The organism is Streptomyces sp. NPDC005302 (assembly GCF_040607345.1).
In the GTDB taxonomy this organism is placed as follows: Bacteria; Actinomycetota; Actinomycetes; order Streptomycetales; family Streptomycetaceae; genus Streptomyces.
Map to the genome: position 1 here is coordinate 101,990 of NZ_JBEXGN010000017.1, position 18,466 is coordinate 120,455.

The following is an 18,466-nucleotide window of genomic DNA, read 5'->3' on the forward strand; positions in this document are numbered from 1 at the left end:
GGGCACGGGGAGAGGGCACGGTCGGCCTCGCCAGGAGCACTCGGCGCAGTCGCGCCTTCCTGCTCGTGGACCCCGTGCGGGACACTGCCCGTATGAACGACTGACCGGGCTTTCGGCCGATCCCGTCGCACCCGTTCCCGCACCCCACCGAAGGAGTTGCATCCGTGAGCACCGCACCCGCTCTCGACAGCGCCCACCTCGACCTCGCGGTCGGCGAGCTGCGCGCGCACGCCGGCTCCTGGACGGCCACCTCCCTCACGGAACGGATCGGCCTGCTGGAGCGGATGTTGCCGCGCATCGGTGACGAGGCCTCGGGGATGGTCGCCGCCGCGGCCCGCGCCAAGGGCTACGACGACCGGTCGGAATGGGCCACCGAGGACTGGGCCTCGGCCCCTTGGGCGCTCGCCCAGACCGTGAGCGCCTACCTGCACGTGCTTCGGCGCCTGGACGCCGGAAAGGCCCCGGTCACGGCCGGACAGGTTCGCACGCACGAAGACCGCGCGCTGGTGCGTGTGTTCCCCGCCACCGCCGGCGACCGCCTTCTGCTCAACGGGTTCACCGCCGATGTGTGGACGCTGCCGGGCACCTCCCGTGAAAGGGTCCTGGAGCGGGCCGCGGGCGAATACCGCGGACGTCCCGGTCGCCCCGCCGTCGCCCTCGTGCTCGGCGCCGGCAACATAGCGGCCATCACTCCGCTCGACATCCTGCACAAGCTCTACGCGGAGGGGCAGGTCGTCATCGCCAAGATGAACCCGGTCAACGCCTACCTTCGCCCCCATTTCGAGGCGGTGTTCGGCGAGTTCGTGGAGCGAGGCCTGGTCCGCTTCGTCGACGGAGGCCAGGCGGAGGGCGCCTACCTGACCCGGCACGACGGCATCGACGCCATCCACGTCACCGGCAGCGAACGCACCCACGACGCCATCGTCTGGGGCACCGACGAGAGGGCAGCGGAACGCCGGCGGGCGAACACCCCCCTCAACACCAAGCCGTTCACGAGTGAGTTGGGCGGCATCAGCCCCTGCATCGTGACGCCGGGACCCTGGAGCGCGGCGGACTTCCGCTTCCAGGCCGAGCACATCGTCACCAGCAAGCTCAACAACTCCGGCCACAACTGTGTCGCCAGCCAGATACTGCTCGTCCCCCGCGACTGGGACGGCACCGATCGCCTGCTGGCCGAGATCCGCCGGGTCCTGGGCCAACTCCCGCCGCGCGGCGACTACTACCCGGGCGCCGAGACCCGCCTCGGCGCCGTCATGCAGGCCCACCCGGAGGCCGAGACCTACGGCGACGGCGCCTGCCGCGTGCTGGTCCCGGACGTCACCGACCCCGACGACCCGATGCTCACGGACGAGGTGTTCGCCAGCGCCCTGGGCGTCGTACGCCTGCCCGGCGCCGACGCTCCCGAATTCCTCGCGGCGGCAACGGAGTTCGCCAACCAGAAGCTGCCGGGCACCCTCGGTGCCACACTCCTCGTCCACCCCAGGACGGAGCGCGCGCACCGCGCCGCGGTGGACGACGCCGTCACCGCCCTGCGGTACGGCACCCTCGGCATCAACTGCTGGTCGGCCTTCGGGTTCCTCCTCGGCCACACCCCATGGGGTGCCCACCCCGGCCACACCCCTCGGGACATCGGCAGCGGCATCGGCTTCGTGCACAACACGTTCATGCTCGAGGACATCGAGAAGACCGTGCTGCGCGCGCCCTTCGCCCCCGCGCCCCGCGGCCTGTTCACCGGCTCCCCCTCCCTCTCCCCTCGCCCGCCGTACTACGTCACCAACCGCACCGGACGCACCACCATGCAGCGCCTCACCGCCTACACGACGGACCCCGGATGGAGCCGCCTGCCGTCGATCTTCGCGTCGGCACTGCGCGGCTGAGCCAGGGCTCGGGGCGGGGCCCGCCGGCGTGGTCCCGCCCGTACGCCATTTCGCTTCCGTGACCCGGGTGCGGTACGAAGACGCAGTGAAGGATCAGACCCCGCCCTCGACCGTCCGTGTGTTCATCGCGCTCGCCCCGCCCGACCAGGCGAAAGAGGAGCTGGCCGCGGCGCTGGGCCCCGCCTACGCGTCGTACCCGGCGATGCGGTGGAACCGTATCGAGGACTGGCACATCACCCTGGCGTTCCTGGGAGAACTGCCCGCCGACACGGTCCCCCTGCTGCGGCCACCCCTCGCCGAACTGGCGGCGAAACGCCCCTCGCCCTCGCTGGCCCTGCGCGGCAGCGGCACGTTCGACGACCGCGTGCTGTGGAGCGGAATCGACGGAGACCTCACCGAGTTGCACGAGCTCGCCGCCGATGTCCGTAGCGCCGTACGAAGCCGCGGGATCGCCTTCGAGGAGCGCCCGCTCCGCCCTCACCTGACGCTGGCCCGTGCCCGCAGGGGCGACCACGCTTCGGCGGCCGAGGTCGCCCGGGGGATCGCCGGCTTCACCGGCCGCCGATGGCCTGCCGAGCGGCTCCACCTGGTCGGCAGCAACGCGGGCCGCAGCAGCGGACCGATCCACTATCGGGACATCGAGGCATGGCCTCTCGGCGGCACGGAAGGGTAGCCCCGGGACATGGCCGACGACGGTCTCGGCCTCCTCACCGCGCTCGGCATCGGACGCGCGCACGCGAAGCCGCGTCACCGTACGTCGTTCACCCGATGCGGTGCGTTAGTTTTCCGCCTCCACGGGGCAAGATCGATCAGGCCGTGTGCAAGGCGCGGCCATCTGCACGTAGTCACAGAGGATGCACAGATGGCAACAGGTGTCGTGAAGTGGTTCAACTCGGAGAAGGGCTTCGGCTTCATCCAGCAGGATGACGGCGGTCCCGACGTGTTCGTGCACTTCTCCGCGATCCAGACGACCGGCTTCAAGGAGCTGGCCGAGGGCGCCAAGGTCGAGTACGACGTCAATCAGGGCCCCAAGGGGCCGCAGGCTGAGCAAGTGGTGCCCGTCTGACACCGCCGTATCGAGCGGGCACACCAGCCCGACGCACACGAGGGCCACTCGCCGCCGGTCGGGGGCGAGTGGCCCTCGCGCGGTCAGGGACCCCGCCGGTCCCTGGGAAAAAGTACGGGGCCCGTGTCGATCCGGGCATGTTCCGTTCGACGTCCTGATGTGGGGCACACCGCCGCACGAGGATGCGACCGGATCTGACGAGGAGAGCACGTGGATCAGCTGCTGAAAGTCATGAACTTCAACGTCTCGAGTGACGGAATCGGTGCCGGTGAGCATCAGACTCTCGAGAGCCCGTTCGGCCTCCCCCATCCCGAGAGACTGTTCGCCTGGGCCGGCGCCACCGCGAGCTGGCCCATGCGCTCCGACCCCGGAGGCAGCCGCGGCCTCGACGACTACTTCACGCGGGACTTCGCGCACAACGTCGGCGCCGAGATCATGGGCCGCAACAAGTTCGGCCCCCAGCGCGGGCCCTGGCAGGACCACGACTGGCAGGGCTGGTGGGGTGACGAGCCCCCGTTCCACACCCCGGTGTTCGTCATGACCCACCACGAGCGTCCTTCGATCACGCTCTCCGACACCACGTTCCACTTTGTCGGCGGCGACCCGGTCACCGTCCTGGAACGGGCACGGGAAGCGGCACAGGGCAAGGACGTCCGGCTCGGCGGCGGGGTCACCACAGTCCGGCAGTTCCTCGACGCCGGCCTCATCGACACCCTGCACGTGGCGGTCTCGCCGGTGAAGCTGGGCTCAGGCCTTCGCCTCTGGGATTCGCCCGACGACCTGCTCGACCGGTTCCACCTCGACGTCGCGCCCAGTCCGAGCGGGGTCGTGCACCACCTGTTCTGGCGGCGCTGACACGGGAAGAGCCCGCAGCCGCCGCACTTCCGTTCGTCCTTCGCCTTCCGTCCGTCCCACTCTTCGGGTCGTCGCGTGCACGTGTGCCGCCGGAGGTCCGAGCACCGCGTGGCCGGGACGGTGGACGGCGGTTCGGGCCGCGGGGCAGCCGTAAATCGCTGGCGCGGCATCCCGCCGCCGTGGAGGATCCCGAGGGTCCGTGCGTCTGCGAGCGCTCCCCCTCGCGCGACAGGTGGTCGTGATGACCGTTGCCGAACCGGAGGCATCCAAGTCCCGGCCCGAGGTCCGCGTGGTGGCGGGAAGGCTGCGTGGTGTCCGGGAATCCGGTGCGGCGGTCTTTCGCGGCATCCCGTTCGCCGAGCCTCCGGTCGGCAGCCTGCGCTTCGCCGCTCCACGACCCGTACAGTCCTGGAGCGGCGTGCGCGAGGCACTGGCGTACGGTCCGCCGCCCCCGCAGGGCGGGCACTTCGGCAGGGACGCGTCCGCGCGGGACGCGTCGGGCGACGACTGGCTGACGGTCAACGTCTGGTCGCCCGATCCCGCCCCCGGCGTGGGCCTGCCGGTGATGGTGTGGATCCACGGCGGCGGCTACGTGATCGGCACGTCCGGGCTCCCCGAGTACGACGGTGGCCTGCTCGCGCGGGACGGCGTCGTCGTCGTGACGTTCAACTACCGCGTGGGGTTCGAGGGCTTCGCGCGGATCGAGGGGGCTCCCGCCAACCGGGGGCTGCTCGACCAGGTCGCCGCGCTCGCATGGGTACGCGACAACATCCGTGGCTTCGGCGGCGATCCGGACCGGGTCACGGTCTTCGGTCAGTCCGCGGGGGCGGGATCCGTCGCCGCGCTGCTGGCGATGGAGCGCGCGGCAGGGCTCTTCCGCCGGGCCGTGGTGCAGAGCGCGACGGGGAGCCTCTTCACGCCCGAACTCGCGGCCGACATCAGCGCCGCCTGCGCGGCGGAGCTGGGGCTGCGGCCCACCACGGCCGACCTGTCCGCCGTCGACCCACGCCGGCTGTCCGTCGCCGCCGACGCGGTCGGCGCCACGATGGACCGGTGGGCCACGCGCTGGGGCCGGGCGGCGTACCGGTCGATCACGTTCTCACCGGTCATCGACGGCGAGATCCTGACCGTCACACCGTGGCAGGCACTCGCGGACAGTGCCGGACGCGATATCGACCTCCTCGTCGGCCACACCCGTGACGAGCAGCGCCTGTTCACCGCCATCAGCGGTCTCCTCGGCGAGGTGGGCGAGGAAGAGGCGGCGAAGGCCCTCGACGTCCTTGCCCCCGGAGCCGACGGCGCACAGCGCTATCGGGAAGCCTTCCCGACGGCCCGCCCCGACGAACTGTACGAACTGGTCCACTCCGACTGGCTGTTCCGCATGCCGTCGCTCCACCTCGCCGAGGCACAAGCGACGGCCGGCGGGCAGGCGCACGTCTACGAGTTGACCTGGCCGGCTCCCGGCATGGGAGGCGCTCTCGGTGCCTGCCACGGCCTCGACGTGCCCCTCGTCTTCGGCAACCTGGACCGGGGGCAGACCGCCTTGCTGATGGGCGAAGCGCCCTCCCCCGAAGCCGAGGCCCTGTCGGCGCGCATGCGCACGGCGTGGACCTCGTTCGCGGCCCACGGCGATCCCGGCTGGCCTGCGTACGACGCGGATCGGCGCCTCGTCCAGTGCTTCGACACGGAGTCGACCGTCAGCGCCTACCCGGAGGAGCCCTCCCGCCGGATCTGGCAGGACCACACGTTCTCGCCGCTGCCGCTCATGGGCGACTAGGGCCTGCCGGGAGACCGGATCCTCTCGGCACGGTCGGCCGGATCATCGGCCGGGCATGCGAGCCACATCCGCAGGCATCGAGCCCCGCCGACCTCGACCGGGACCGGATCGACCAGGACGGGATCGACCGGTGCTCAAGGGCGGGGCCCCGCTCGCAGTCCGTCGGCGATGAGGTCGAGGTGGCGTGCCGTCTGTTCGGGCCGGATGCCCGAGACGGCGGCCAGGGAGACACCCAGCAGCAGCGTGGTGAGGTCGTCGGGGGTGACGTCGGCGCGGAGTGAGCCGTCCCGGGCGCCGGCCAGCAGCAACGTCTCCACCGCTTCGACGATGCGTTCACGGGTGGGGATGACGGGCATCCTCCCCGCCGTGGGACCGGTGCGCGGGTCGCGGTACATGGCGTGCTTGGTAGCGGCGAAGACGATGTAGCGGTCCATCCACGCCCGCAGCGCGGCCGGTGGGGGCAGTTCCTCCAGAAGCCGGGCCGCACAGGCGGCGACCTGGTCGAGTTCGTTCGCGTAGACGGCCTCCACCAGTGCGTCGCGGGTGGGGAAGTTGCGGTAGAGCGTGGCGATGCCCACGCCCGCCTGCTTGGCGACGGTCTCCAGGGCCACCGGTTCCGTCGCGGACGTGAACACGGCCCGGGCAGCCTCGATGATCTTGTCGCGGTTGCGGCGCGCGTCGGCGCGGGGTGCGCGAGGCGCCCTCGGTTCCGGCGTGCCGGGATTCCTGTCGGCGGGAGAAGCGTGCGCAGACAAAGTGGAGGATCCCTCCGTATGTGTTACGGTCGATATGGCGGAGGATTCCTCCACTTAGACCATGCTCTCACGCCTCTCCGAGGACGGACATCCCATGACCTCTCCCGCCCCGATCCCCTCGTCCCCCACCACGGCCACCGGCGCTCCGCGGGCCGGTGGCCCGGGCCGGCTCGGCGACCGCGTCGTCTCCCGGGTCGGCTTCGGAGCGATGCAGCTCCCGCGGCTGCGCGACGACCGCGCGGGCGCTCTCGCGATCCTGCGCCGTGTGGTCGAGCTCGGCGTCGACCACATCGACACCGCGCAGTTCTACGGCGACGGCTACGCCAACGACCTGATCCGCGAGGCGATCCGCCCCGAGGACGGCGTCACCGTGGTCAGCAAGGTGGGAGCCACACCCGACTCCGGCGGCGACATTCACCTGCGGTACGCGCAGCACCCCGACGAACTGCGCGCGGACGTCGAGGCCAACCTCAAGAGCCTCGGGCTCGACACGATCCCCCTCGTCAACCTGCGCCGCCCGACCACCGGCGGCTTCGGCCTCAAGGTCACGCCCGACCAGGTCGTCGACCTCGACGATCAGCTCGCCGTGATGACCGAACTGCGGGACGAGGGCAAGATCGGCGCCATCGGTCTGAGCACCGTCGGCCTCGACGATCTGAACCGGGCCCTGCCCGCCGGGATCGCCTGCGTGCAGAACGCGTACAGCCTGCTGGCCCGCGAGGACGAGGACCTGCTGCGGGCCTGTGCCGACCAGGACATCGCCTGGGTGCCCTACTTCCCTCTCGGCAGCGCGTTCCCCGGCCTCCCCAAGGTGTCCGAACACCCCGTGGTCAAGGACATCGCAGCGTCCCTCGACGCCACCCCCGCCCAGGTCGGGCTGGCCTGGCTCCTCCACCACACCCCCAACACCCACCTCATCCCCGGCACCGCCGACGCCTCCCACCTCGAAGCCAACGTCGCCGCGGGCGCCGTGGAGCTCGACGCGTCCGCCCTCGCCGCACTCGACGCCGTCACCGCGGGCTGACCCGGTTCCCGGCTGCCGCACGACCGAACCGACCCCGGGCGGACGACCGCACGGGGGCGGTTCGCGTGCGGTGCGCGCCCCGCGACGCCCATCGGTCACTCCTGACGTTCGCGACGCCCGATGACCTTGCCTCGACGGTCAGTTGGCGACGTGGTCGCCGAACAGCGCTCATTGACGGCCCCGTTGTGTCCCGGGGCCGGACACGATGAGGGAGGAGGAACGTGTCCCCCTACGTGCTCCCGTCGTCCACGGCGAGGATGGAGCGGCTCGCCGCGAAGAGCCGGGCGCAGCGTCGCGTCATCGCTTCGGGCGACTGCTCCGGATGGTTGGCCCACCAGCGGACCAACGCCGTACACAGGCCGCGCCAGGCGTACTTGAGCGCGTCGGCGTCGAGCGGATCTCCGGCCCCCGCCTCCTGGAGGAGGTCGGCGGTGCCGATCGCGGCGAGGTCGTCGATGGCTCCGCGGTAGTACGCCGCGCGCCGGGCGGCGGCACTGCCGGGTGGCAGCGTGCCGTCGTACAGCACGAACCACGCCTCGCGCCGCCCGTCGAGAGCGGCGAACAGGGCGCCCATGACGCGCAAAGGGGTGGGTGCCGCATCCGTGGCGTGTTCGGCCATCGCGTCACGGACGGCGTCCAGCAGACCGTCGCCGACCGGGTTCAGGCACGCGAGATAGAGGTCTTCCTTGCTCCCGAAGTAGTGGTGCAGCAGCGGCTTGGTGACGCCCACGCGGGCGGCGACCGCCGCCACGGTGGTGGCCTCGTACCCGTGGAGGCCGAACTCCTCGGTGGCCGCGGCCAGGACCTGGCGTTCACGAGCGGCGCGGGGCACGCCCTTGGTGCCGGCCCTCGCAGGGAGCGTTGTCATGGTCTCGATATTACCCTAGGGTAATTTTCCGTTGGGTCAATTCCCTGGACCTCGCTGGGAGCACACGTATGTCTGCCACACCGTCCGACCCCGGTCCGTCCCGCACGCGCTCCTGGTGGGGCTGGGGCTACGCCGACGCCCACCCCGACGACGCCGAATGCGTCGCCATGGGCGCCTTGCTCCCCGGCACTGCGGCCCGCCCCCTCCCGATACCGCGGGTCGCCGACCTTGCCATCGGCCGCCCCGCCGTGACGCCGCCACCCTCGCTCGCGCACCTGGTCGGCGCCGATCCGGACGTACGCGCCGCTCACGCGATGGGCAAGGCCTACCGTGACGTCATCCGGGCCCTTCGCGGCCGTCCCGGCAGGATCCCCGACCTGGTCGCCCGGCCGACCGACGACCAGGAGGTCGCCGACCTGCTGGACTGGGCCGGCGAGCGGGGTGTGGCCGTCGTCCCCTTCGGCGGCGGCTCCTCGGTGGTGGGCGGCGTGGAGTACCGCGGCGACACCCATCCCGCTGTGCTCTCGCTCGATCTGACCTCGATGGACCGGGTCCTGGAGATCGACACCGTGGGCCGCTCTGCGCGGATCCAGGCCGGCGCGCTCGGGCCCGTACTGGAAGGCCAGTTGCGACCGCACGGGCTCACTCTGCGGCACTTCCCGCAGAGCTTCGAGTTCTCCACCCTCGGCGGCTGGCTGGCCACCAGAGCGGGCGGTCACTACGCCACCGGCCGCACCCACATCGACGACTTCGTGCAGTCGATGAACGTCGTCACGCCCGCGGGTGTCAGCACCTCGTGGCGGCTGCCCGCGTCCGGCGCGGGACCGTCGCCCGACCGCCTGTTCCTCGGCTCGGAGGGTGCGCTCGGTGTCATCACCGAGGCATGGATGAGGCTGCAGGAGCGGCCGCGGCACAAGGCCTCGACCTCTGTGGCCTTCGCCGAGTTCCACCAGGCGCTGGACGCGGTACGCGCCATCGCCCAGTCCGACCTCGCCCCGGCCAACTGCCGTCTGCTGGACTCCGGTGAGGCGCTCCTGTCCGGTGCGTCGCACGACGGCTCGGCCGTCCTCGTCCTCGGTTTCGAGTCCGCGACCGCTCCCGTCCACGACCGGCTCGCCGCCGCTCTCGACATGGCCCACGCCCACGGGGGCCGGGGCGGAACAGCGACCGCGGACCGCGCCACGACGGCCGCTTCGGCTGTGGGCCACTGGCGGTCGGCATTCCTGCGCATGCCGTACCTCCGCGACGGGCTGGCCCGCATGGGTGCCGTCGTCGAGACCTTCGAGACCGCGGCCACCTGGGACAGGATTCCCGCGCTGATCGACGCCGTCCGCACCGAGGTCGGCGCCGTCGCCCTCAAGGCGACCGGACATCCCGCCACCATCAACTGCCGTCTGACCCACGTCTATCCGGATGGCGCGGCCCCCTACTTCACCGTGGCCGTCGCCGGTCGGCCCGGCGAGGAGATCGAGGTCTGGGACGACATCAAGGCGGTCGCCGGCGACGTACTGCACCGCCACCGCGCGACCATCACCCACCATCACGCCGTCGGCCGCGACCACCGCCCCTCCTACGACCTCCAGCGCCCGGAGCCGTTCGCGAAGGTGCTCCGCGCCGCCAAAGCCGCGTTGGACCCGCACCACATCCTCAATCCGGGAGTTCTGATCGACTGACCGTGCGGCACCGGACGGGCGCGGTCGGGGAGGCACAGCGGCCGAACTCCCGCGCACACCGGCCGCCTTCGCCAGAAGGCGGCCACCCGTGTGCCGGTGAGACGTCTCGCGTACCCACCGTGTCCCTGAGAGGATCCGCAGGTGTATCGCATACGTCGCCGGGGCGCGGCTCTGATCGTTCTCCTGCTCGCCGCGTTTCCCCTGCCCACGGTGACGGCCCAAGCCGCCGCCTCGGCAGTCGAGTTGAGGGTGCCGGACACGGCGTATCTGCCCAAGCGAGGCGTCAGCCCCACCGGAGGCTTCCGCCTCTGGCTCTCCCCGCAGCCGGGGTCGGGCCGGGCGGCACAGGCCGACGTGACGTTGACGGTCGACGCGTCGGAACTGGAGAACATCGCCCGCCTCCGCACCCGCCGTGACTGCGGAGACCACCCCTTCGGTACGAGCGAGGTCGTCCAGTGCACGCTCGGCACCCTCACTCGCGGCACGGACAACTACCCGGACGGGATCTACATCGAAGCCGTCGAGGGCGTCCGCCGTGGCAGTCACGGCACGATCCGCTACACCTTCAGTGCCCCCGGCACCGAAGACGCCGTCTTCGAGACGGACGTACGGATCGAAGGACCCGATCTCCGAGCGCGCGTCGAGAAGCCCCGCACGGGAGACACGGCGGGCGAGAGCTTCGGCTTCACGCCACGGATCCGGAACGCGGGCAGCTTCCCGGCGCGGGGATTCGGCGTGAGGTTCGCCGCACCGCGCGTCTCCTTCCCGGCGCAGTACAGCAATTGCCGGTACGCGATCCAAGGGCCCGGGCTCTTCGCGGACTGCTGGTTCGACCAACAGCTCGCTCCCGGACAGGCCTACGAGTTCACCCGGCCCATCTCCGTCGACGTACCGGACTCGTTGGTGAACGGCAGCTTCACCTATGTCCCGTACCTCCAGGGCATGACGGGAAACGCGGAGGAGAACCCGGGCGCCACCGGTACCGCCCCTGACCTGCGGCCGGGAACCGGGACCGAGTTGACGGTGCGGCCCATCGACGCCGAGGCCGGCGCGTTCGGCGACAAGTACAGCCTCGGCGACGTCCGGCTCCACACCTCACAGACGGTCGACCTGCGGGTGACCGCCGACGCCGTGGTGGGCACGACGGGAAGCACGTCCAAGGCCACGTTCCGTCTCGACAACGCCGGACCGGGCCGCATCTCGGGCACGGTGCTGCGCGTCACCGTCCCGGAAGGCCTGAGCGTGGTCGAGCCCACGCCACCGCCGGACCCCGACAACGAGTCGGAGTGGCAGTGGGAATGCGTCGCCTCGCGCGAGCGCATCTACACATGCACCCCTCCGAACCCCTTGGAGCCCGGCGACACCTGGCGGACGACCCTCGAATTCCGCATCGACCGGCGCGTACGCGGGGCCGAGGGGCTGCTCGAAGCGGTGCCGGATCCGGAGCGCCCGGCGAACGACCCGCGGATGGCGGACAACACGGCGCCCATCGCCGTGCGTTCCACCGGCGGCCCCCTGGTCGAGCCGTCCGAACCGAGCCCGGAACCGCTCGCTTCCGACGCCGAGTCCGCCGGCGAGTCCGCCGGCGACGGCGGCTCCCCCTTCATCGTGGCCCTGGCGCTCGGCGCGTGTCTCGCTGGTGCCGCGCTGGTTCTCGGGCTGCGCGCGAGGGCGGTCCGCCGCGGGGCGCGCACCGACGGCCGGGACGAGGACAGCCGCTGATGGGCGGGCGCGGTCTGGCCGTGACGCTCGTGCACGCCTGTCTGCGCGAGGGCCGAGGCGGAAGTCCCACGGCGGTGCTGCCCGAGGTGCCGCTGAGTGACGAGGAGCGTCGTCGAGTTCCGGCCCTGGCGGGCACGTCTCACGCTGTCTTCGTCGCCGTCCACGCCGGCCGGCCCCGGGGTTCCGTGGTCTCCCTTCGCTTCTTCACCTCCGAGGGCGAGCTGCCCGCGTGCGGACACGGGACGGTCGCCGCCCTTGCCTTCCTGACCGGGCGCGCCGACGGTGGGACGTTCCGGGCCACCATCCACGCGGGAGGACGTGTCTTCTCCGGCTGGTCCGTGCGTGGGACGACCCAGGCGGATGCCGCCTTCGACACCGTTCCCGTCGACCTGCGCGAGCCCACGGCGATCGAGTGTGACCTTGTCCTGCCCGCACTCGGTGTCACCTCGGGCACGCTCGCTCCCGGCGCGTGCGTCGCCTCGGTGGGGCGGTCGCGGCTGCTGGTTCCCGTTGCCACGCGGTCGGCCCTCGCCGTCCTCGGCCCGGACTTCGAACGGCTCCGTGCCGCCTGCGACCGGCTCGGTCTCCTGGGCTGCTACGTCTATTCGGTACCGACCGCCGCCGGCCTCGTCGCGGCACGCATGTTCGCCCCGTCGATCGGCGTCGAGGAAGACATCGCCAACGCCAACAGCACCGCCTGCCTCGCCGCTCACCTGGCGCGCCGGGGCGACAGCGACATCGCCGTCGACATGGGGGACTCCCTGGGCAGTCCTTCCACCATCACCGCCACGGCGCGGCACGACACATCGGGTCCGCTCGTTCACGTGGGCGGCGCCGCGAGGATCGCGCGCACCTTTCGCCTGCCCTTGGCCGGCCCGTAGCTCGTCGGCCCGGAGTCAGGACCGGGCTCGGTACCGAGGGCTGCGCTCGCCGCGAGGAGACCTGCGGCGTCCGGCCCTTCACGGAGACACGGTCGGGGCCCCGACTTACAGTCGAAGGCATGGCACTCTCACGTGAAGAACGCGAAGCCTTCCTGGCCCAGCCGCACGTCGCCACGCTCGGCGTCGCCGCCGGGGAGGACCGTGGACCGTTGCTGGTACCGATCTGGTACGACTACGAGTCCGGCGGCATGCCCTGGATCCTCACCGGCGCGGAGTCCCGCAAGATGAAGCTGATCAAGGCGGCCGGCTCCTTCAGCCTGCTCGTGCAGCGCGTCGAACCCACTCCGCGGTACGTCTCCGTCGAGGGCCCCGTGGCCGAGGTCACCGAACCCGCCGCGGGCGTGCACCGTGAACTCGCCGCGCGCTACCTGTCCGGCGAGGCACTCGACCGGTACACGGCATGGGCCGAGACACAACTCGACGACCACGTGGTGGTCCGTATGCGTCCGACACACTGGACGGGCGCCGACCTCGGCGCGGTCGGCTGACCGACAGAGGCCCGAAGCAGCGGGCGCCGCAACCTCACAACATCCCCCGGAGGCGCGTGCCGGGCCCGTGGCACCGGGCCCGGCGCGCGTCTCCGAGCGGTCTCCCCCCTGGGCAGGGCGTGACGCCGCTCTGCGCCTCAGTCGCTGGTCAGCGTCCCGCCGTACTTCAGCGCGCTCGACGGCGAGGGCAGACCCAGTTTGCCGGGGGTGAACACGTAGGAGCCGTCGGGAGAGGCAGCCGGAAGCACCCAGACGCCGCCCGATCCGGTGTTCTCGCCGGGTGATCCGACCGCCATGTCCGGCGTGCCGTCGTGGTCGTAGTCGCCCGTCGCGACCGCGCCGCCGAACGCGTCTCCCGCTTCCGCGGCGCCGGGAACACCTGGGGTGTTCTGCTGGTAGCCCATCGAGTGGGCTTCGCCGTGCGCGTCGACGAGGCCGGTCGGGCCGCCCAGGAGCAGCGTCGCGGCGCCCGCCCGCGCGCGGCTGCCGATGGCCTCACCGGGGGCACCCGCGATCAGGTCGTCGCGGCCGTCGCCGTTGACGTCGGCCGCGGCGAGGGCGGCGCCGAAGTGGTCGTCGGTCTCGGCGACGCCCATCACGCCCGCGGTGTCCTGGTTGAGGGTCTGCTGGCGGTAGCCGAAGTTCCAGGGGATGCCGGCGCCGTAGTGGATGTGGATGCCGCCGCCCTTGGCGAGCTCTTCGGGGCCGCACGGGTCGTCGATGTTCTCGTCGGCGATCTCCCGGCACTCGCCGAGGGCGAGGTCGTCGTGACCGTCCCCGTCGAAGTCGCCTGCGGCCAGCGCGGAGATGCCGGCGTTGTCGGTGTTCCAGAAGTTGGCGAGCGACTTCTCTTCGGCGGACCAGCTCCACAGGCGTACGTGGGACTGGGTGAAGGGGGCCGTGGACCAGTACCCGACGGCCAGGTCGGCCGTTCCGTCGTCGCTGCCGTCGAAGTCGCCGGTCGCCAGGACGGGCGCGCGTCCGCCCATCGCACCGGTGAACACGGTGACCGCGGGACCGCCGCCCTGCTTCAGCACGACCTTGTCCGTCGCGCCGATGGCGACGTCCGTGGTGCCGTCACCGGTGAAGTCGGCCGCCACCAGGGACTTTCCGTACCCGGCGGAGGACGCGGGGCCGTTCAGGATGGTGGCCCCGGTACCCAGGCCGCCTCGGACGCCGTACAGGACGGCGACGGTGCCCGCGTCGGCGCCGGCTCCGTCGACGTCCTCACCGGGAACGCCGATGACCACGTCCGCCCTGCCGTCACCGTTCACGTCGGCCGCGGAGACCGCCGCACCGAACCGGTCCCCCTTCTCGGGGGTACCGGGCATACCGGGTCTCGCCTGGGTGACCCGGGTGTTGCCGCTCGCTCCTAGCCCTTTCGGTCCGCCCCAGACGACGTTGACGTATCCGGCCTTGGCTTCTCCGTCGACGGTGCCGTCGGGCACTCCTACGACGAGGTCCGCGAAACCGTCGCCGTCGAAGTCACTGACGAACGCCTTCGGTACAGCCGCGATCGCGGGCGGGGCGAGGGTCAGACCGGCGGTGGCCGCAGCGGCGACCGTCACTGCGATGGCGTACGTCCGTATGCGCACGGGAGCTCCAACTCAGACAGCAGACAAGGGGGCACTCGTGTGACAGCCGAGAGGGGGCCGGGGTTGTGCTGGGATTCACCCTGAGTTCACGGAGAGCCCCGCAGTGGCGCGAGCACTGCGAAGCCACGCCCTACTCGGCTTTGGAGCAGGGAGATTGGGGCGGGTGTCGCCGCCTCGGAGGCTCCCTCGTTTCCACTGCGCCGGTGGATGCACCGAGGGCAACGATCACTCCGCCGAGCCAGGCCCTTTGCGCTGGTTGGCCTGGAAGCGCGCCTTCTTCTGTCGATTCCCGCACGTATTCATGTCACACCACTTGCGGGTGCGGCTCTGACTGGTGTCGAAGAAGGCGGCTCGGCAGGTCGGCGATGCGCACAGGGCCAGTCGTCCGTCGCGTTCGCCCGCGATGATGCCGATCGCGTCGGCGGCGATCACGCCGAGGGCGTCTTCCACGCCGGAAACCGGGCCGAGCCGCCATTGCCGCTCGCCCTCGGGCGTCAGAATCGCCGCGGCCCGACCCTGAGCGCTGCGGTCGTTGATGACGTGGAGAGCGGACGCCGGAAGAGGGTCCTGGACCGCGGCCGCTGTCGCGGCGGCGTGAATCGACTCCCTCAGTTCCCGAGCGAGGTCGAGCTGGACTGTGGTGCAGGAGTCCACGGCGAGGCCGCTCACCGCCAGCCAGTCGACGAGTCGGTGCGGCGCGGGAATGCGCTCCACAGAGTCGCCATGACGCTCCGACAGAGTGCCCGTGAAGCTGGTCGCCAGCACGCTGCCGAGGCGGAATTCAGGGAACGCAACACGCATGGAACCACCTTAGCTGGTTGCAGCGCGGCTCGGAGAACTGTTAGAACCGTCTTAGATGGTTCTAACACTCGCAGCCGGTCCACGACGGCCAGGAGGTCCCATGCCACGCCCAAGCAGCGACGTGCAAGCGTTTGAATTCCACGCGACCGACGCCGACCTCGACGATCTGCGCGCACGACTGGCCGCGGCGCGACTGCCGGAGGCCGAGACGGTCCATCACGCCCCGCCCGGTCCTCGCCGATGGGAGCAGGGCGTTCCCCTCATCGACCTCGTCGATGTCCTGAACTACTGGCGCACCGGGTACGACTGGCGGACCTTCGAAGCGCGCCTCGACCGGATCGGCCAGTTCCGTACGACCATCGACGGTCTGGGGATCCACTTCCTGCACCGCCGGTCGGCGCGCGCGGACGGCACTCCTCTGATCCTGACGCACGGCTGGCCGGGCAGCATTGCCGAGTTCACCGACGTGGTGGACGAGCTGGCAGATCCGAAGGACGCGGAGGCCCCGGCGTTCCACGTCGTGGTCCCGTCCCTGCCGGGATTTGGTTACAGCGACAGGCCGGCCGCCACCGGTTGGGGAACCGAAAGGATCGCGGCCGCCTGGGTGGAGCTGATGGGACGGCTCGGCTACGGCAAGTTCCTGGCCCACGGCGGCGACTGGGGAGGTGTGATCACCACGACCCTCGGCGGCAGGTTCCCGGAGCACGTTCTCGGCATCCACACGACGTTCGCGGAGGCGCCGCCCGGGCTGACCACGGACGGGCTGACGGCGGTCGAGCGCGGGTGGACCGAGGAAACCCGCGATTTCTGGCGGCATCGCGCGGCGTACGCGAAGCAGCAGGCGACCCGACCGCAGACCATCGGCTACTCGCTCGTCGACTCACCGGTCGGGCTTCTTGCCTGGATCCTCGACAAGTTCGCCGAGTGGTCGGACACCGAGGACAGCCCGTTCGAGACGATCTCCGTCGACAGCGTCCTTGACGACGTCACCCTGTACTGGCTGACGCGGACCGGTGCGTCGGCCGCCCGCATCTACTACGAAAGCCACAAGTCTCTCGACCCCGCGCTTCGGGTCGACGTCCCGTCAGCGATCACCATGTATCCCCGCGACATCGAGAAGTGCCCGCGCACCTGGGCGCGGGAGCGGTACCGACGCATCGTCCGATGGACGGAGCCCGAAACCGGTGGCCACTTCCCGTCGCTGGAGGTTCCCGAGTATTTCGTCAAGGACCTGCGAGAGGGCCTCGCGGCAGTGCTGGCCGCTCGTCGGTGAACGCGGCCTGGCGCCGGCACGGTTTCGGAGCCGTCCGGGATCTCACACGCCGTCGGCCTCTCGCGCCGCGCGCTCCAGTCGGTCGCGGTAGCGCTCCCACTCCGCTCGACTCCCTTCCGGGATGTTGCCGTTGCCCTTCTTCTCGCCGACGGACCCGTCCACGAGTTCGCGCACGATGTCGGCGTGACCCGCGTGCCGGTGGGTCTCGGCCAGGACCCGCACGATGACGTGATGCAGCGTCACCTCGCCTCGCTCCTCGGGCCACCAGGGGATCCGGCCCACCGCGTCCAGCGTCAGCGCGTCGATCGTGGCGTTCGCGTGCTCCCACGCTCTCCGGTACAGGTCGACGATCTGTTCGCGCGACTCCTGCGGGGTGGCCCACATGTCGGCGTTCAGTTCGGCGTCCTCCGTGTACCACCAGGCCGGCGGCTCCTTGTCGAAGAACGGCCGCCCGAAGGTGTCCCCGAAGTACCCCAACTCCACGCCGCTGAGGTGCTTGACCAGCCCCAGCAGGTTCGTTCCCGTCGGCGTGAGGGGACGCCGGATGTCGTACTCCCCCAGCCCGTCCACCTTCCACACCAGGGAGTCGCGGGCCTCCTGCAGGTAGCGGAGCAGATCGGCTTTGGCGTCGTGATCCATCATGACGGGCAGTGTCGCACCCACCACTGACATCGGCCTCCAACGTCCCCGCGCCTTACCCCTGTCCAGAAGATCGAGGGCTCGGGCAGCTCACGTCTGTCGGTGCTTGCGCCGAGCCGAGTGATTGCTGACCAACAGCCAGCTCCACAGCAGCACTTGCAACGAACTCCACACGATGCTCGCGCCGCCGGCACCGTCGGCGATCCGCCACACCAGGAGTCCGACACCGATGCAGAGGAGCGGCCAGCACACCCACTGCACCCACCGCGCACCTGGCCGCGCCCACGCGGGCGCGGTTCGACTGCGTGAACGTTCCGGCATGCGCGCCTCCCGTCGACGAACCACCTCCCCCGCGTGCCCCCGAACCCGCCCCGTAGACACACGGCCCCGCGTGACAGAGCCCTCGTGCCGACCGTCGGGATCACATGACCGCCGCCCGGCCGGGCCTCGCCTGCGAGGTCGCCGGCCTTCGCACCGTTGAGACGACACAGCAGGCGGTGGAGTGCCCGGGGCCATTGCCGGCCCGGAGCACTCCACCGCCCGTTACGTAGTGCGTGCCACACCACCGCCCACCGCGGCCGTGAGGATCCACGGCCTACGGCGACGGATCAGGTCCGGCTAGCGGCGAAACTGGTGGTGGCGACCCCACGAGGCGTCGTCGACGAAGCGGCGGTGGTCGTTGCGCAGGGTCGCGGTGTCGGCGTGGTTGTCCCACACGTAGTTCCGCCGGTCCTGGAACACGTCGCGGCGGCTGTCGTGGCCGACACCGGTGTGGACGCGGACCGTCGAGCGGCCGTCGAGACGGTAGTGGTGGAAGGTGTACGTGCGACCGTCCTTGGCGGAGAGGGTCCAGCCGTCCAGGTTGACGGCCTGCCGGGTGTTGTTGGTGATCTCCACCCACTCCTGGTTGAGGGAGCGGTTGGAGCGGTCCTCACGCCCCGGGGAGTCGTACTGCACGCGGCTGATCTCGACACTCTGGCGGTGCGGGCGGTGGTCGGCGGCGGACGCCGGCACCGCGATCGCCGCGGTCACGGCCGCGGTGGTCAGCGCGGCAGCGGTCAGACGACGGGCAGTCACGGATACGGTCACAGGTTCCCCCTGGATCGTGCGGG

18 protein-coding genes are annotated in these 18,466 nt (G+C 71.2%); 11 read left to right on the forward strand and 7 right to left on the reverse strand.

What is annotated here, in order from left to right; all coding sequences use genetic code 11:
- Positions 1-164: 164 nt before the first annotated feature.
- From ABZT74_RS24135 to ABZT74_RS24155, 5 genes are all read left to right on the forward strand, one after another.
- Positions 165-1,877, forward strand: coding sequence for an aldehyde dehydrogenase family protein (locus ABZT74_RS24135; RefSeq protein ID WP_356175451.1), 1,713 nt, complete (start codon positions 165-167; stop codon positions 1,875-1,877).
- Positions 1,878-1,962: 85 nt separating this feature from the next.
- Positions 1,963-2,550 carry an RNA 2',3'-cyclic phosphodiesterase gene (thpR, locus tag ABZT74_RS24140; RefSeq protein ID WP_356175454.1) on the forward strand — a complete coding sequence of 196 codons (588 nt, stop codon included), beginning with the start codon at positions 1,963-1,965 and terminating at the stop codon, positions 2,548-2,550.
- A gap of 189 nt (positions 2,551-2,739) precedes the next feature.
- Positions 2,740-2,943, forward strand: coding sequence for a cold-shock protein (locus tag ABZT74_RS24145; RefSeq protein ID WP_081222374.1), 204 nt, complete (start codon positions 2,740-2,742; stop codon positions 2,941-2,943).
- Between the two features lie 210 nt (positions 2,944-3,153).
- Positions 3,154-3,798, forward strand: a complete 645-nt coding sequence (locus ABZT74_RS24150; protein WP_356175456.1) for a dihydrofolate reductase family protein — start codon at positions 3,154-3,156, stop codon at positions 3,796-3,798.
- Positions 3,799-4,039: 241 nt separating this feature from the next.
- Positions 4,040-5,575 (forward strand): carboxylesterase family protein, encoded by a 1,536-nt coding sequence (locus ABZT74_RS24155; RefSeq protein WP_356175459.1) that lies wholly within the window; start codon positions 4,040-4,042, stop codon positions 5,573-5,575.
- A gap of 134 nt (positions 5,576-5,709) precedes the next feature.
- On the opposite strand, the gene ABZT74_RS24160 is transcribed toward ABZT74_RS24155, so the two are convergent.
- The gene (locus ABZT74_RS24160) at positions 5,710-6,330 is read right to left on the reverse strand and encodes a TetR/AcrR family transcriptional regulator (protein WP_356175461.1); all 621 of its coding nucleotides are present in this window, start codon (positions 6,328-6,330) and stop codon (positions 5,710-5,712) included.
- Between the two features lie 94 nt (positions 6,331-6,424).
- On the opposite strand from ABZT74_RS24160, the gene ABZT74_RS24165 reads away from it, so the two are divergent.
- Complete coding sequence (locus tag ABZT74_RS24165; protein ID WP_356438001.1) at positions 6,425-7,354, forward strand: aldo/keto reductase; 930 nt, start codon at positions 6,425-6,427, stop codon at positions 7,352-7,354.
- Between the two features lie 229 nt (positions 7,355-7,583).
- On the opposite strand, the gene ABZT74_RS24170 is transcribed toward ABZT74_RS24165, so the two are convergent.
- Positions 7,584-8,222: a TetR/AcrR family transcriptional regulator gene (locus tag ABZT74_RS24170; protein WP_356438004.1), complete on the reverse strand. Its 639-nt coding sequence runs from the start codon at positions 8,220-8,222 to the stop codon at positions 7,584-7,586.
- 68 nt (positions 8,223-8,290) lie between these two features.
- Here ABZT74_RS24170 and ABZT74_RS24175 point away from each other — a divergent pair, with 68 nt between their 5' ends.
- From ABZT74_RS24175 to ABZT74_RS24190, 4 genes are all read left to right on the forward strand, one after another.
- Positions 8,291-9,895, forward strand: coding sequence for an FAD-binding oxidoreductase (locus tag ABZT74_RS24175; RefSeq protein ID WP_356438006.1), 1,605 nt, complete (start codon positions 8,291-8,293; stop codon positions 9,893-9,895).
- A gap of 141 nt (positions 9,896-10,036) precedes the next feature.
- On the forward strand, positions 10,037-11,617 hold the full coding sequence (locus ABZT74_RS24180; RefSeq protein ID WP_356438008.1) for a hypothetical protein: 1,581 nt from the start codon (positions 10,037-10,039) through the stop codon (positions 11,615-11,617).
- Positions 11,617-12,498, forward strand: a complete 882-nt coding sequence (locus ABZT74_RS24185) for a PhzF family phenazine biosynthesis protein (protein WP_356438010.1) — start codon at positions 11,617-11,619, stop codon at positions 12,496-12,498. The genes ABZT74_RS24180 and ABZT74_RS24185 overlap by 1 nt, the downstream gene beginning before the upstream one ends.
- A gap of 119 nt (positions 12,499-12,617) precedes the next feature.
- A complete protein-coding gene (locus tag ABZT74_RS24190) occupies positions 12,618-13,046 on the forward strand; it encodes a pyridoxamine 5'-phosphate oxidase family protein (protein WP_356175479.1) in 429 nt (142 codons plus the stop codon).
- Between the two features lie 137 nt (positions 13,047-13,183).
- On the opposite strand, the gene ABZT74_RS24195 is transcribed toward ABZT74_RS24190, so the two are convergent.
- Together ABZT74_RS24195 and ABZT74_RS24200 are read right to left on the reverse strand one after the other, a co-directional pair.
- A complete protein-coding gene (locus tag ABZT74_RS24195; protein WP_356438013.1) occupies positions 13,184-14,641 on the reverse strand; it encodes an FG-GAP and VCBS repeat-containing protein in 1,458 nt (485 codons plus the stop codon).
- Between the two features lie 225 nt (positions 14,642-14,866).
- On the reverse strand, positions 14,867-15,442 hold the full coding sequence (locus tag ABZT74_RS24200) for a CGNR zinc finger domain-containing protein (protein WP_356438016.1): 576 nt from the start codon (positions 15,440-15,442) through the stop codon (positions 14,867-14,869).
- A gap of 100 nt (positions 15,443-15,542) precedes the next feature.
- Between ABZT74_RS24200 and ABZT74_RS24205 the strand changes: the two genes are divergently transcribed.
- On the forward strand, positions 15,543-16,715 hold the full coding sequence (locus ABZT74_RS24205; protein WP_356438018.1) for an epoxide hydrolase family protein: 1,173 nt from the start codon (positions 15,543-15,545) through the stop codon (positions 16,713-16,715).
- 42 nt (positions 16,716-16,757) lie between these two features.
- Here ABZT74_RS24205 and ABZT74_RS24210 read toward each other — a convergent pair whose 3' ends face one another.
- From ABZT74_RS24210 to ABZT74_RS24220, 3 genes are all read right to left on the reverse strand, one after another.
- Positions 16,758-17,357, reverse strand: coding sequence for a DinB family protein (locus ABZT74_RS24210; RefSeq protein ID WP_356438021.1), 600 nt, complete (start codon positions 17,355-17,357; stop codon positions 16,758-16,760).
- A gap of 87 nt (positions 17,358-17,444) precedes the next feature.
- Positions 17,445-17,615: a hypothetical protein gene (locus ABZT74_RS24215; RefSeq protein WP_356438024.1), complete on the reverse strand. Its 171-nt coding sequence runs from the start codon at positions 17,613-17,615 to the stop codon at positions 17,445-17,447.
- A 357-nt stretch (positions 17,616-17,972) separates the two neighbouring features.
- On the reverse strand, positions 17,973-18,431 hold the full coding sequence (locus ABZT74_RS24220) for a lamin tail domain-containing protein (RefSeq protein ID WP_356175492.1): 459 nt from the start codon (positions 18,429-18,431) through the stop codon (positions 17,973-17,975).
- Positions 18,432-18,466: the final 35 nt, after the last annotated feature.